A 14787-nucleotide genomic window follows, 5' to 3' on the forward strand; every position below is an offset into this window, starting at 1 on the left:
TTGTTGATTTTTATTCTCTAATTCCCCAGCTGCCTGGACATCACTATTCTTCTTTTCAGATAGAGAAGCGCAAAACATAAAAATTTTCAAACGCTCTTTTTTCGCCTAGCGTCATCCATGACGAAAACAGAGGCACCCCACCTTCCTGCTCAAAAGGCAGGCAGGCGGTGAAAGGGCGGACATTGGCACTCGAAGCTGTCGACATCAATTGTGATCTGGGAGAGGGCTTCGGCCGCTGGCGCATCGGCGATACCGAGGATGCCGCGCTGATGGGCCTGATCAGCTCGGCCAACATTGCCACCGGCTTTCATGCAGGCGATCCCAACCTGATGGACCGCACCGTGCGCATGGCCGTGGAGCATGGCGTCGGCATCGGCGCGCACCCCGGCTACAATGACCTCAAGGGCTTTGGCCGCCGCCGGATCGACGGCACGGCACGCGAGCTTCTGAACGACATCATCTATCAGGTCGGCGCACTGCGCGAATTCGCCCGCCGCCATGGCGCCAGCCTGCAGCATGTGAAGCCGCATGGCGCGCTCTACATGGAGATGGCGGTCAACACCGAGCTTTCCCAACTGTTCATGACCTACATGCAGACCGTGGCGCCGAACGCCTTTGTCTTCTGCATGTCGGGCTCGGCCACCGAAACCGCCGCGCTTGAGGCGGGCCAGCCGGTGATCCGTGAGTTCTATGCCGACCGGGACTATGACGACAGCGGCTCCATCGTCTTCACCCGGGACGTGGGCCGGCCCGACCCGGAGGCCATTGCCCGCAAGGTGGTGCGCGCCTGCAAGGAAGGCGTGGTGACGACCGTCACCGGCACCGACATCAAGGTGCCGTTCGAATCCATCTGCTTCCATTCCGACACGCTGGGCGCGCAGGAGATCGGCCTGGCCATGCGCGAGGGCCTGAAGGCCGCCGGCATCAAGATCATTCCCGTCTCTGAACTCGCAAAAGAAACCTTCCGGAGAAGCGCATGAGCAAGATCGAGATCAGATCGCCCCTTCCGGGCATCTTCTACCGCAAGCCCTCCCCCGATGCGGCAGCTTTCACGCAGGACGGCGCAAGCGTTGGCGAGGCGGATGTGATCGGCCTCATCGAGGTGATGAAGACCTTCCACGAGATCCCGGCAGGCTTGTCCGGCAGCAACATCACCTTTCATGTGGAAGATGCCGAGCCGGTGATGGCAGGTCAGGTTCTGGCCGAGGTTGACGCATGACGATCCGCTCCCTCCTTGTGGCCAACCGGGGCGAGATCGCCGTCAGGATCGTCAAGGCGGCCAAGGCCATGGGCCTGCGCACCGTGCAGGTCCATTCCGCTGCCGATGCGGACATGCTGGCGGTGAAGCTTGCGGATGAAGCTGTCGATATCGGCCCGCCGTCTGCCGCCAAATCCTATCTCAACATCGAGCGTGTCGTGGCCACCGCCAAGGAGGCCGGCGTTGATGCGATCCATCCGGGTTACGGCTTCCTGTCCGAGAATGCCGCCTTCGCGCAGGCCGTCACCGATGCAGGGCTAATTTTCATCGGCCCCAGCGCCGAAGCCATCAGCCTGCTTGGCGACAAGGTGAAAGCACGCGAAGTGGCAGCGGCTGCCGGTGTGCCCACCGTTCCGGGCAGCGACGGCCTCATTGCAGATATCGAGGCCGCCCGCGCAGTTATCGCCCGCACCGGCTTTCCGGTGATGATCAAGGCCGCAGCCGGTGGCGGTGGGCGCGGCATCCGCATTGCCGCCAGCATGGAGGAATTCGAGCGCCAGTTTCCGCTGGCCTCCGCCGAGGCCAAGGCTGCCTTCGGCGATGGCGGGCTTTATATCGAGAAGGTGATCGAGCGCGCCCGGCATGTGGAGGTGCAGATCCTGGGTGACGGCGTTGATGCCATTCACCTGTTCGAGCGGGAGTGCTCATTGCAGCGCCGCCGCCAGAAGGTCTGGGAGGAAGCCCCCTCCTGCAGCCTGCCTGATGATATCCGCGATGCGCTCTGCTCAAGCGCCGTGGCACTTGCAAAGTCGGTTGGCTACAAGGGCGCTGGCACGGTTGAATACCTCTATGATGAGGACGCGGGCGCCTTCTATTTCATCGAGGTGAACACCCGCATTCAGGTGGAGCACCCGGTGACCGAGATGATCACCGGCGTGGATCTGGTGCAGGAGATGATCCGCATTGCGGGCGGCGGAAAGCTGAGCCTGCGGCAGGAGGACATCCGCCTGTCGGGCCATGCCATCGAATGCCGCATCAATGCGGAAGACCCGGCCCGCAATTTCGTCCCCGGTCCCGGCACCATCTCCAGCTTGAGCGTGCCGGAGGGCGAGGGCATCCGCTTCGACACCATGCTCTACGAGGGCTACACGGTGCCGCCCTTCTACGATTCCCTGCTCGGCAAGCTGATCGTCCATGGCACGGACCGGGCGGCCTGCATGGCCCGGCTGGAACAGGCCCTCAAGGGCCTGAAGATCGGCGGGCTGGCCACCACCGTGCCGCTGCATCTGGCCCTGTGCCGCGATGACAGCGTGAGGACGGGTGCCGTTCACACACGTTTCCTGGAACCCTGGCTCGAAGAGAGCTTCCAGCCGGATGCCGGACTTGAGGAGGTTGCGTAATGGCGATGCGTTACACATTCGGCGGTGACGAGCACCTCTTCGTGGAATGCAGCGAGGACATGTCCCTCGATGCATTCTTCCAGTCCCTGTCCATGACCAATGGCATCCGTGATGCGGGCATCAGCGGTGTCACGGAAATCTGCCCGGCCAATGCATCGTTTCAGGTGAAGTTCAATCCGGACGTGATCCATCCGGACGACCTCATGCGCGAGGTGAAGGCCATCGAGGCCGCCGCTGCCAAAGCCGAACCGGTGATCCGCACCCGCATCGTCGAGATCCCGGTTTTCTACAACGATCCCTGGACGCATGAGACGCTGATGCGTTTCCGCGAGCGCCATCAGGACCCGACCGGCACCGATCTCGACTATGCCGCCCGGATCAACGGCTATGACACGGTGAGTGATTTCATCACCGCCCATTCCGGCTCGCCCTGGTTCGTCTCCATGGTCGGCTTCGTCTCGGGCCTGCCCTTCATGTACCAGATGGTGGAGCGGCAGCGGCAGATCGAGGTGCCGAAATACCTGCGCCCGCGCACGGACACGCCCCGGCTGACCGTGGGCCATGGCGGCTGCTTCGGCTGCATCTATTCGGTGCGCGGCGCAGGCGGCTACCAGATGTTCGGCATCACCCCCATGCCGATCTATGACCCGGCGCAGGAGACGAGCTACCTCAAGGACTTCATGGTGTTCTTCCGCCCGGGCGACATCGTCAAGTTCAAGCCGGTGGACCGGGATGGCTATGACACGGCGGTGGAAGAGGTGGCCAAGGGGCATTTCACCCCGCCGGTCCGCGAGGTGAGCTTTGACCTCACCGAATTCAGCAAGGACATCGACGGCTACAACCAGAAACTGGAGGGCGTCCTCTATGGCGATTAAGGTTCTCCATCCCGGCCTTGCCACCACGGTTCAGGACCTCGGCCGCCCCGGATATTTCCATCTCGGCATTCCCATTGGCGGGGCCATGGACCGGCTCGCCATGCGGGCGGCCAACCTGCTGGTGGGCAATGACGAGGGCGCGGCCGGTCTGGAGGCGGTCTTCATCGGCCCAAAGCTGGAGTTCACCCGCGATGCCACCGTCGCCGTCACCGGCGCGGACATGCCGGTGAAACTCGACGGCGAGGCCCGGCCCGGCTGGACCGCCTTTGCCGTGAAGGCCGGACAGGTGCTCAGCTTCGATTTCCTGAAATCCGGCGCCCGCATCTGCATCGCCGTCGCGGGCGGCATCGACGTGCCGCTGGCGCTCGGCAGCCGCTCCACTTATGCCATCGGTGCCCTCGGCGGCTTCCAGGGCCGGGCGATTGCCGCCGGTGACGAGCTGCCGGTGGGAGACGCCGGAGCCAGCACGGACGGGCGGACCATTCCGGAAGAACTGCGCCGCAAGCCGGGCACTCCGGCGGAGCTGCGCGTGCTGCCGGGGCTCTACTGGCACCGCATCACCGAAGAGGCACAGCAGGCCTTCTTTGCCGATGAGTGGAAGGTGGCGCCTGAGGCTGACCGCATGGGCTACCGCTTCCGCGGCGGACGCCCGCTTGATTTCGTACCGCGCCAGCCGCCCTTCGGCGCAGGCTCGGACCCGTCCAACATCGTCGACAGCTGCTACCCCTATGGCTCCATTCAGGTGCCCAGCGGCAGCGAGCCGATCATCCTGCACCGCGATGCGGTGTCGGGCGGCGGCTACTTCATGGTGGGCACGGTGATTTCGGCCGACATGGACCTTATCGGCCAGCTGCAGCCGAACACCCCAACCCGTTTTGTCCAGGTGGACATGGAGAACGCCCTGAAAGCCCGCAGGGAACGGGCAGAGCTGATCAGCCGCATCAGGGCGCTTTTCTGACTTCGCATAACAAAAACAAGACGCAACCTTTCAACCGGGGAAGACAACATGACACGCACTGCCTTCAAGGGGCTTTCGGCCTCAATGATCCTGCTTGCCTCGATGGCCCCGTCTCTGGCGGAGACCTGGTATCCCTATGATGCCACCGAGATCACCCCCGCCTTCTCGGCGGACGGCACGCCCTCGGACGTGCAATACACACCGCTCGAAAAGGCCAGCCAGCCTTACAAGATCTGCGTCTCCTTCCCGCACATGAAGGATGCCTACTGGCTTGGCGTTGACTATGGCGTTGCCGAACAGGCGAAGGATCTCGGCGTCAAGATGACGCTCGTCGAAGCGGGCGGCTACACCGAGCTCGCCAAGCAGATCTCGCAGATCGAGGATTGCGTCGCCGGCGGAGCGCAGGCGGTGGTGATCGGCGCCATTTCCTATGACGGGCTCAACAACCTCGTTTCAGAACTGGCGGCAAAGAACATTCCCGTCATCGATGTCGTCAACGGCATGTCCTCCCCCAAGCTGACGGCCAAGTCCCTCGTTTCCTTCTACACCATGGGCTTCGAGACCGGAAAATACCTTGCCGCCAAGCACCCGAAGGGCAGCGATCCGGTGAAGGTGGGCTGGTTCCCCGGTCCTGCGGGCGCCGGCTGGGTGGAAGCCGCCAACAAGGGCTTCATGGAGGCGGTCAAGGACTCCGGCCTCACCATTCTGGACCCCAAATATGGCGACACCGGCAAGGAAGCCCAGCTGAAACTGGTGGAGGACGTGCTGCAGGCCGAACCGGACGTGCGCTACATCGCCGGAACCGCCGTCACCGCCGAAGCCGCACAGGGCCTCATCCGCGAGCGCGGGCTGCAGGGCAAGGTGGACCTTCTCGCCTTCTACATGACGCCGGGCGTCTATGAGGGCATCAAACGCGGCTTCATCGCCGCCGCCCCCGCCGACTCCATGGTTATCCAGGGCCGCATCGCCATCGACCAGGCCGTCCGCGCCCTCGAAGGCAAGGACCTGATCAAGCACGTGGGGCCGAAGATCTTCGTCGTGGACGGGGACAACATCGCCGCCGTCTCCAAGACCAGCATCCTGCCCCCGGACGGCTTCAAGCCGGTGTTTACGGTGGAGTGATGCAGATGGTGAGGCGCCATTGGTGACATAGCGCCTCACCTCCCTTCAAAGGCGCTGTGTTTGCAACGGACTGCCAGTGAGGCAGGCTCCCATTCCTCTCCCCCCTTGAGGGGGAGAGGGGCGCTGCGGCAAAACAAGGGCCCGATCCTACTCTGTGCGTCCAATGTAAACACTGCCTCTTCGTGGGGAGAGGAGCTGGTGTCCGGATCGCTGTCAGGAGCACAGCCGCAACAGCCCGGAAGACACCACAGGCACAGTCCTGAAGGAGAATGGCAGATGTCCGTGAACCGGAAGCCGCTCGTCGAGATGACCGGGATTGCCAAGCATTATCCCGGCGTGAAGGCCCTCGATGGCGTGAATCTCACGCTGGAAGCGGGGGAAGTGCATGTGCTGTTCGGCGAGAACGGCGCGGGCAAGTCCACGCTCATCTCGATCCTTGCGGGCGTGAACCAGCCCAGCGCCGGAGAGATCCGCATTGACGGGGAGCCGGTGCATTTTGCGGGCGTGCGCGATGCACAGGCCGCAGGCGTCGGCGCGGTGTTTCAGGAATTTTCGCTCGTGCCCACCATGACGGTGGCCGAGAACATCTATCTGGGCGATGAACCCCGGCGCGGCCCCTTCATCGACCGGCGCGCCATGCGGCGCGAGGCCCGCGCCCTCTTTGCCCGCCTCGGCTTCGATGTGGACGTGAGCCGCCGGGTGCTGTCGCTTTCCCGCGCCGAGCAGCAGATGGTCGAAATCGCCAAGGCGCTGCACCGCAAGGCGCGCATTCTCATTTTGGACGAGCCCACCGCCTCCCTGACCGAGCGCGAGACGGAACGGCTCTTTGCCTTCATCCGCTCCGCCGTGACCGAAGGCGTGGGTGTCGTCTACATCTCCCATCGCATCCAGGAATTTCAGGCCATCGCCAGCCGCATCACCGTGCTGCGCGACGGGCGGCTGATCGGCACGGTGGACGCACACGGCATCAGCGAAAAGGCGCTGGTGGAGATGATGACGGGCCGCCCGGTGGACGAGATCTACCCGGCCATAAGCCGCGCCGCAGAGCCTGAACCCGTGCTCACCATCCGCGGCCTTCATGCCTGGGGCGTTGCAGGAGTGGATCTTGATATCCGCCGGGGTGAGGTGCTGGGCGTCGCCGGGCTGGTCGGTTCGGGCAAGTCCCGCTGCTTCCGCGCCATGCTGGGCCTCAACCGCATCGAGGCGGGCGAGGTGCGGCTGAAGGGCCGGGATGTGACGGGCAAGCCGGTGCGCCGCCTGCTGCGCGAAGGCATCTTCTACCTGCCCTCGGACCGCAAAAGCGAAGGCCTGGTGCTGGGCGCCACCACCCGCGACAACCTGAAACTGGCGCTGATGGATCGGGCGGACATGCGCAGCGCCGCAGGGCTGCTCTCCCCCTCGCGCCTGTCGGCGGAGGCGGGCCGCATTGGCCGCAAGGTGGATCTGGCGGATGCCTATATAGGCCGCATGGCCTCCAGCCTCTCCGGCGGCAACCAGCAGAAGATCCTCTTCGGCAAGGGCTTTGCCGAAGACCGGGAGATCTACATCTTCGACGAGCCGACTGTCGGCGTCGACATGGGCACACGCGCCGCACTCTACCGCATCATCAAGCAGGTGGCGGAAGCGGGAAAGGCGGTCGTCGTCATCTCCTCCGACCTGCATGAAGTGATGCACCTCGCCCACCGGCTCATCGTCTTCTCGCAAGGGCGCATCTCCGCCGAATTTGATCAGACCCAGATTTCCGAAGAGGCGGTTCTGCGCGCCTTCTTCAGCAACGAAAGGCATGCCGCATGACGCTCGACGCCGGGACCGCCCCCATGGCGGCCAGAACGCTGCCCAGCCGCGCAGGCTCGCTTGCGCGGGAAACATTCCTCCGAACCGGGGTTCTGCCCCTGTTCATGACCGCTGCCGTGGTGATCTTCACCCTCGCCTCGCCGCAGTTCCTGACGCTTGGCAACCTGACCAACGTCGCCCGCCAGTCGGTCTATCTGATCCTTGTGTCGCTGGGGCAGATGACCGTGCTCATCACCGGCGGCTTTGATCTGGCGGTCGGCACCGCCATCGCCATGACATCCGTGGTCTCGGCCATGATGATGGTGCATCTGGCCGGCATCTTCCCCGATGCCGGCTGGCTGGTGATCCTGCCCGGCCTTCTCGCCGGCCTTGCCGCTGCGCTGGCCATTGGCGCCGTCAACGGCTTTGGCGTCGCAAAATTCGGCGTCTCGCCCTTCATCATGACGCTGGGCGTGCAATCTGCGGGCGCGGGCGCCGCCCTGTTTCTGACCGGCGGCGTGCCGGTCGGCAACCTGCCCTATGAGTTCGGCAACCTCTTCGGCTTCGGCCGGGTGGCGGGCGTTCCCGTGCCGGTGCTGGTGGCGCTCGTTGCCATTGCGGTGATGTGGGTGCTGATGAACCGCACCCGCACGGGCGCGCGCATCTATGCCATCGGCGGCAACATCAAGGCGGCGCAGCTGTCCGGCATCAACACGGCGCGCACGCTCTTCATCGCCTATCTCATCTGCGCCGCCCTTGCCTCCATTGCCGGCATCCTGCTGACGGCCCGGGTGGAAAGCGGCGAGACCAATCTGGGCGGAACGATTGCCATGGAATCCATCGCTGCCTGCGTCATCGCCGGGGTGTCGCTGCGGGGCGGCATCGGCCGGGTGGAGAATGTGGTGCTGGGCGCCTTCTTCATCGTGCTGGTGCAGAACGGCATGAACATCATGCAGATCGGCTCCTACATGCAGATGGTTTTGCTGGGCGGGCTGCTCATCCTTGCCGTGGTGGCGGACCAATACCGCTACCGCATGCTGACCGGCGGGCGGTAACGCCCGTCCGGGACGGGAGGGGGCGGCACCACCGCACCATACTGGCCGTTCCCTCCCGGCCTCCCTTTTGATTGATCTGCCTCATACCAAGGCTTTCGATGCTGACGCATCACGCCTTGAAAATGCTCAAGCGCCGCACCGGCTTAACCAGTTCTCGATGAGTCGAGCTCATCGAGAACTGGTATCAGAACGACGCCGGGGTGTTGACCCACAGGAGCACGGTTTCGCCATCGCTGAGATTGCGCCAGGAATGCGGGCGGCGGCTTTCGAAATAGAAGGAATCGCCCGTCTGCAGCGTGATGAAGCGGTCCTGCTCCAGAATGATTTCCAGCGCGCCGGACAGCACATGGACGAATTCCTCGCCCTCATGCGCATAGGCGCCTTCGCTCGACGCGCCGGGGGCGAGCACGAAGCGGTGGCACTCCATCTGGAACGGCCCTTCCGCCAGCACCTGTACCACCACACCGGAGGCGGTGGGCGGCCAGCTGGCCCAGGTGCCGCTGCGCACCAGTGACTCGCCCGTGCTGTTGCCTTCAGTGCCCGTAAGAGCTGCCAGCGTGGTGCCGAAATGCCCGGCCAGATCGCGCAGCGCCTTCAACGACAGCCCCTGCGAGGTGCGCTCGAAGGTGGAGAGCACGGAAGACGACGCGCCAATGGCCGCGCTGACCTGCCCGAGTGTCTGCCCGGTCTCGCGCCGCAGATGCCGGAACTTCGGCCCCAGTTGCGGCACAGCGGCACGGCGGACGGCCTTGCGCTGCCGGGATGGCTTGCCCGCCGTCTCCGCCAGCCCCTCGCGGATGGCCGCCGGATTGATCCCTTTTTCCTGCCGCAGCCAGCTGATCTTCTTCAGCTGCTCCACATGCGCCTCGCTGTAGAGCCGCTGGCCCTTGTCCGTGCGCAGCGGCTCGATCAGGCCCTGGCTCTCCCACAGCCGCAGCGTGGAGGCAGATACCCCGGCCATGCGCGCCGCTTCGGCGATCTTGAAACGCACCGGTTCTGTCATGGCCTTGCGCCGCTCCGCTGTTCGAATCCACGAGCCACTAAAAAGTGGCACGGACGGGATTGCAACTCTACAGAAAAAATGTAGAGTTTCGATCCGGTGATACGGACTGGCAATTTTCGCCATGTCCGCCCTGTCTGGAGATGAAGATGCAGAATTCTCAGATCGCGGCCCGGCGGGCTGCTGCCATTTCGCGCGGCGTTGGCGTGACGACGCAGGTCTATGCCCAAAAGGCCGAGAATGCCGAGATCTGGGATGTGGAGGGCCGCCGCTACATCGACTTTGCCGCAGGCATCGCCGTGGTCAACACCGGCCACCGCCACCCGAAGGTGATCGAGGCTGTGAAGGCGCAGCTCGACAGCTTCACCCACACCTGCCACCAGGTCGTACCTTACGAGAACTACGTGGCACTGGCCGAAAAGCTGAACGCAGCCGTGCCCGGCGACTTTGCCAAGAAGACCATCTTCGTCACCACCGGCGCCGAGGCGGTGGAAAATGCCGTCAAGATCGCCCGGGCCGCCACGAACCGGCCTGCCGTCATCGCCTTCACCGGCGCCTTCCATGGCCGCACCTTCATGGGCATGACGCTGACCGGTAAGGTGCAGCCCTACAAGGCCGGTTTCGGCGCCATGATGCCGGACGTGTTCCACGTGCCCTTCCCCGTCGAGCTGCATGGCGTTTCCGTCGAGGATTCGCTCTCCGTGCTCGACAAGCTGTTCAAGGCGGATGTGGACCCGGCCCGCGTTGCCGCCTTCATCGTCGAGCCCGTGCAGGGCGAAGGCGGCTTCTATGAAGTGCCGCGCGCCTTTATGGAGAAGCTGCAGGAAATCGCCCGCAAGCACGGCATCCTGCTGATTGCCGATGAAGTGCAAACCGGCTTCGCCCGCACCGGCAAACTCTTCGCAATGGAGCATTACGGCGTCGTGCCGGACATCACCACCATGGCCAAGGGCCTTGGCGGCGGCTTCCCGATTGCCGCTGTCACCGGCCGCGCCGAGATCATGGATGCTCCTGCCCCCGGCGGCCTTGGCGGCACCTATGGCGGCAACCCGATTGGCGTTGCAGCAGGTCTTGCCGTGCTGGAAGTGATCGAAGAAGAGGGCCTGTGCGAGCGCGCCGTCAGCCTTGGCAACCGGCTGAAGCAGCGCCTCTCCGGCCTTGCCGCCAGCGTGCCGCAGATCGCCGATGTGCGCGGCCCCGGCTTCATGAATGCGGTGGAGTTCAACATTCCGGGAACCTCGACCCCGGACCCGGAGTTCACCAACAGGGTGCGCGAAAAGGCGCTGGAGCGCGGCTTGATCCTGCTCACCTGCGGCGTCTACGGTAATGTCATCCGTTTCCTTGCGCCCGTCACCATTCCCGATGATGTGTTCAGCGAGGCGCTGGACATTCTCGAAGCCGCGCTTCTCAGCGCGAAGGAAGGCTGAACCATGACGATTTCCACCTCTCTCCTGTCCCGCCTGAAGGACGCTTCGCTCGCCACGGACAAGGCCTATATCAACGGCTCCTGGCGCTCGGCCAGCGAAAGCGGCACCACCTTCGAGGTCACCAACCCGGCCAATGGCGAGGTCATCGCCACCCTGCCGGACATGGGCCGCGAGGAAACCGCGCAGGCGATTGACGCAGCTCACGCTGCACAAGTTGCCTGGGCCGCCCGCACAGGCAAGGACCGGGCCGCAGTACTGCGCAAGCTCTTCGACCTGATGGTCGCCAATGCTGATGACCTCGCCACCATCCTGACCATGGAAATGGGCAAGCCCTGGGCCGAGGCCCGCGGCGAAATCCTCTATGGCGCCTCCTATGTGGAGTGGTTCGCCGAAGAGGCCAAGCGCGTCTATGGCGACACCATCCCCGGCCACCAGCCGGACAAGCGCATCATCATCATCCGCCAGCCGGTGGGTGTGGTGGCCGCCATCACGCCGTGGAATTTCCCCAATGCCATGCTGGCGCGCAAGCTCGCCCCGGCGCTGGCAGCCGGCTGTGCCATGGTCTCCAAGCCCGCCGCCGAAACGCCGCTGTCCGCTCTTGCCCTCGCCGTTCTGGCCGAGCGCGCGGGCCTGCCAGCCGGGCTCTACAACGTGATCCTGGGCACCGATGCCCCCGCTATCGGGCAGGAGTTCACCACCAACACCAAGGTGCGCAAGCTCACCTTCACCGGCTCCACCGAGGTTGGCCGCATCCTGATGCGTCAGGGCGCCGACAACATCATGAAGCTGGGGCTGGAGCTGGGCGGCAACGCGCCCTTCATCGTCTTTGAGGATGCCGACCTTGATGCTGCCGTCGAAGGCGCCATGGTCTCGAAGTACCGCAACAACGGCCAGACCTGCGTCTGCGCCAACCGCATCTATGTGCATGCGGATGTCTACGACGCCTTCGCCGAAAAACTGGCGGCCAAGGTGTCGGCCATGAAAGTGGGCGACGGCTTCGAGGACGGGGTGAATGCAGGCCCGCTGATCGACGATGCTGCCCTTGCCAAGGTCAACAATCACATCGCCGACGCCACCTCCAAGGGCGCCAAGGTGATGCTGGGCGGCAAGGCCCACCAGCGCGGCGGCCTGTTCTTCGAGCCGACCGTTCTGACAGACGTGACCCCGGCCATGAAGATCGCCCGCGAGGAAACCTTCGGGCCCGTCGCGCCGCTCTTCCGCTTCAAGACCGAGGCGGACGTGATCGCCATGGCCAACAACACGGAATTCGGCCTCGCCTCCTATTTCTACTCGCGCGATGTGTCGAAGATCTTCCGCGTGGCCGAGGCGCTGGAATACGGCATGGTCGGCATCAACACCGGCCTCATCTCCACCGAAGTCGCCCCCTTCGGCGGCATCAAGCAGTCCGGCCAGGGCCGCGAAGGCTCCCGCTATGGCCTCGAGGACTACACCGAGATGAAATACCTCTGCCTCAGCATCTGAGGAGCGCGAAAGACTGAAACGCAAATCCCCCGGAGCTGACAGGCTTCGGGGGATTTTGTGTTTTGGGCAGTCGAGGTATGACAGTACTAGAGCACACCTTACGAATACATCTGCAAAGTCTGGACTTCGGAGCCAGAAAGGTTCAACTTCAATCTGCTCCATCAATTCCCGGGACTAAATATCTAGCTCAGCAGGTCACGGGCAATGATGGTTCGCTGGATCTCAGAGGAACCTTCGTAAATCCGGAAGATCCGCAGGTCCCGCAGGTGGCGTTCCAGCGGAAAGTCGCGGGTGTAGCCGTATCCGCCGTGGATCTGCAGCGCCCGGTCTGCAATGCGCCAGGCCGCCTCGCTAGCGTAGAGCTTGGCAAAGGCGGAGTCCCGCGAATAGCGCTCTCCCGTTCCGCGCTTGCGGGCGGCCTGCAACCCCAGGGCCCGCGCAGCCGCCAGTTCGGTGGCACAGTCGGCCAGCATCCATTGCAGCCCCTGGAAACTGCCGATCGGCTGTCCGCCGACCTCGCGTTCCCTTGCATAAGACACAGCCGCATCCAGCGCGGCGCGCGCAATGCCGGTGGCCTGAGCAGCCACTTCGATACGGCCATTGTCCAGTACCTTCATCGCGGTGCGGAACCCGGTGCCTTCGTCGCCTAGCCGGTTTTCCGCAGGCACGTGGCAGTCGAACGAGACCGGGAACACATGGCCGCCGCGCAGGCCCATGGTTTCCTCGTGCCTGCCGATCTCCACCCCCTCGATCCTGGCCGGTTCCACCACGAAGGCGCTGACCCCGCGGGCGCCGGCAGCGCTGTCCGTCTTGGCGTAGACTACAATAAAATCCGCCTCCCCCGCATTGGAGATGAAGCACTTGGAGCCCTTCAGCCGGTAGCCGTCGCCGTCGCGGGTGGCGGTGCTGCGCATGTCCGCCGGGTTGGAGCCGGCCATCGGTTCCGTCAGGGCAAAGGCCCCCAGAGCCTCACCCGCCGCTGCGGCAGGCAGAATGCGCTGCTTCAGCGCCTCATCGGCGCCCAGAAGCAGCGAATCCGTGGCCAGGAAATGCGCGGTCAGCATTGATGCGGTGGAGCCGCAGGCCCCCGCGATGGCCTCCACCGCACAGTAGAGCGCCGGCCCGGACAGGCCGATGCCGCCATAAGCTTCGGGCAGGTTCATCCCCATGATGCCCATCCCGGCCAACGCCGGACGATGCAGGGTCGCAAATCGGGACTTTGCATCGATTTCGGCGGCGGCAGGCGCCAGTATCTTGCTGGAGAACCGTTCGATCTGGCCGATGACGGCCTGTTCTTCGCTGTTCAGGTCAAGGCTCATCGGGGCTCTCCCTGCTTGTGCCGCAGTTGTTGCAGAATATCCTGGGTGTGGGCGCCCAGGGCGGGCGCCGGCCGGCGTCCGCCCCGCGGCGCACCGCTAAAATGCACCGGTTGCTCTGGCACGGTGACAGTGCCGAGGGCGGGATGCTCCACTGTTGATGCCAGCCCGCGAGCCCGCACTTGCGGCGAGTTCCAGGCCTCGGATACCGAGCACAGGGCAGCAGCCGGAATGCCCGCCTCGGACAAAACCGCTACAGCCTCCTTCGCGTTGCGGTCGGCGGCCCAGCTTTCGATGTGCTGCGCCAGCGCCGGCTCGTTCTGCCGCCGCAAGGCATCGCTGGCAAAACGCGGATCGTCCGCCAGGTCCGGCGCGCCGATGGCGGCCGCGAAACGCTCGAACAGCCGGTCGTTCAGCACCGCAACGGTGAACCCGCCGTCACTCGCCGGATAGGTGCCGAAGGGGGCCGAAAGCGCATGCTTGTTGCCCGTCCGTCTTGGCGTCTCACCCGCCATCAGAGCCCGGCAGGCCGCAACCGGCATCATCGACACCAACGAGTCGTAGAGCGCCAGATCGACATGCCGCCCCCTGCCGCTGCAGCTGCGGTCGAACAGCGCTACCATCGCCCCGAAGGCCGCGAACATGCCGCCGGCAACGTCGGCAAAGGCTTCGCCGACCATCATGGGCGGCCCGTCTCCGGCGCCAGTCATATCCATCAGCCCGCTCATCGCCTGGATGATGATGTCATAGGCCGGCTGCATCCGGTTCGGGCCTGTCTGGCCGAACCCGGACACAGAAACATAGACCAGCCGGGGACAGGCCTCGCACAGCGCTTGCGCCCCCAACCCGAACCGCTCCATCACACCGGGGCGGAAGTTTTCGACCAGTACGTCGCACTCCGCCGCCAGCGCCCGGGCCGCCGCCGCGCCTTCTTCGGATTTCAGATCCAGAATGATCGATTTCTTGCCGCGGTTCACCGATTGGAACAGCAGGCTCTCGCCGTCCCTGAACGGACCGATATGGCGGTAATCGTCGCCCGTAGGAGGCTCGACCTTGATCACCTCCGCACCCAGATCAGCCATCAGCGCCGTGCAGTAGGGCCCGGCCAGAACGCGGGAGAAATCCAGCACCCGAACACCCTCGAGCGGCTTGCGGCCTGCGGTTCTGTCAGTTTCGAACAT

The 14787-nt window shown here is 64.4% G+C and carries 13 protein-coding genes; 10 read left to right on the forward strand and 3 right to left on the reverse strand.

Annotation, left to right across the window (positions count from 1 at the left end):
* Nucleotides 1-182 precede the first annotated feature (182 nt).
* The 8 genes from H163_RS0104520 to H163_RS0104555 all read left to right on the forward strand — a co-directional run bounded on the left by H163_RS0104520 (nt 183) and on the right by H163_RS0104555 (nt 8381).
* On the forward strand, nt 183-980 hold the full coding sequence (locus H163_RS0104520; RefSeq protein ID WP_019963362.1) for a 5-oxoprolinase subunit PxpA: 798 nt from the start codon (nt 183-185) through the stop codon (nt 978-980).
* Nucleotides 977-1219 (forward strand): acetyl-CoA carboxylase, encoded by a 243-nt coding sequence (locus H163_RS0104525; RefSeq protein WP_019963363.1) that lies wholly within the window; start codon nt 977-979, stop codon nt 1217-1219. Before H163_RS0104520 ends, H163_RS0104525 begins: the two co-directional genes overlap by 4 nt.
* Entirely contained in the window at nt 1216-2598 is a 1383-nt protein-coding gene (locus H163_RS0104530; RefSeq protein WP_019963364.1) for an acetyl-CoA carboxylase biotin carboxylase subunit, read from the forward strand. The genes H163_RS0104525 and H163_RS0104530 overlap by 4 nt, the downstream gene beginning before the upstream one ends.
* Entirely contained in the window at nt 2598-3473 is an 876-nt protein-coding gene (locus H163_RS0104535) for a 5-oxoprolinase subunit B family protein (protein ID WP_019963365.1), read from the forward strand. Before H163_RS0104530 ends, H163_RS0104535 begins: the two co-directional genes overlap by 1 nt.
* Nucleotides 3463-4431 (forward strand): 5-oxoprolinase subunit C family protein, encoded by a 969-nt coding sequence (locus tag H163_RS0104540; protein WP_019963366.1) that lies wholly within the window; start codon nt 3463-3465, stop codon nt 4429-4431. Before H163_RS0104535 ends, H163_RS0104540 begins: the two co-directional genes overlap by 11 nt.
* A 48-nt stretch (nt 4432-4479) precedes the next feature.
* On the forward strand, nt 4480-5553 hold the full coding sequence (gene torT / locus H163_RS0104545; protein ID WP_019963367.1) for a TMAO reductase system periplasmic protein TorT: 1074 nt from the start codon (nt 4480-4482) through the stop codon (nt 5551-5553).
* A 276-nt stretch (nt 5554-5829) separates the two neighbouring features.
* Complete coding sequence (locus H163_RS0104550) at nt 5830-7347, forward strand: sugar ABC transporter ATP-binding protein (RefSeq protein WP_019963368.1); 1518 nt, start codon at nt 5830-5832, stop codon at nt 7345-7347.
* Nucleotides 7344-8381 carry an ABC transporter permease gene (locus tag H163_RS0104555; protein WP_019963369.1) on the forward strand — a complete coding sequence of 346 codons (1038 nt, stop codon included), beginning with the start codon at nt 7344-7346 and terminating at the stop codon, nt 8379-8381. Before H163_RS0104550 ends, H163_RS0104555 begins: the two co-directional genes overlap by 4 nt.
* 184 nt (nt 8382-8565) lie before the next feature.
* Here H163_RS0104555 and H163_RS0104560 read toward each other — a convergent pair whose 3' ends face one another.
* Complete coding sequence (locus H163_RS0104560) at nt 8566-9384, reverse strand: MerR family transcriptional regulator (protein WP_019963370.1); 819 nt, start codon at nt 9382-9384, stop codon at nt 8566-8568.
* Between the two features lie 146 nt (nt 9385-9530).
* Between H163_RS0104560 and H163_RS0104565 the strand changes: the two genes are divergently transcribed.
* Together H163_RS0104565 and H163_RS0104570 are read left to right on the forward strand one after the other, a co-directional pair.
* On the forward strand, nt 9531-10808 hold the full coding sequence (locus tag H163_RS0104565) for a 4-aminobutyrate--2-oxoglutarate transaminase (protein WP_026355453.1): 1278 nt from the start codon (nt 9531-9533) through the stop codon (nt 10806-10808).
* Between the two features lie 3 nt (nt 10809-10811).
* Complete coding sequence (locus H163_RS0104570) at nt 10812-12290, forward strand: NAD-dependent succinate-semialdehyde dehydrogenase (protein WP_019963372.1); 1479 nt, start codon at nt 10812-10814, stop codon at nt 12288-12290.
* Nucleotides 12291-12472: 182 nt separating this feature from the next.
* Here H163_RS0104570 and H163_RS0104575 read toward each other — a convergent pair whose 3' ends face one another.
* Together H163_RS0104575 and H163_RS0104580 are read right to left on the reverse strand one after the other, a co-directional pair.
* Nucleotides 12473-13609, reverse strand: a complete 1137-nt coding sequence (locus H163_RS0104575; RefSeq protein ID WP_019963373.1) for an acyl-CoA dehydrogenase family protein — start codon at nt 13607-13609, stop codon at nt 12473-12475.
* A complete protein-coding gene (locus tag H163_RS0104580) occupies nt 13606-14787 on the reverse strand; it encodes a CaiB/BaiF CoA transferase family protein (RefSeq protein WP_019963374.1) in 1182 nt (393 codons plus the stop codon). Before H163_RS0104580 ends, H163_RS0104575 begins: the two co-directional genes overlap by 4 nt.

Origin of the sequence: Pannonibacter phragmitetus DSM 14782 (genome assembly GCF_000382365.1) — a bacterium.
Classification (GTDB): Bacteria; Pseudomonadota; Alphaproteobacteria; order Rhizobiales; family Stappiaceae; genus Pannonibacter; species Pannonibacter phragmitetus.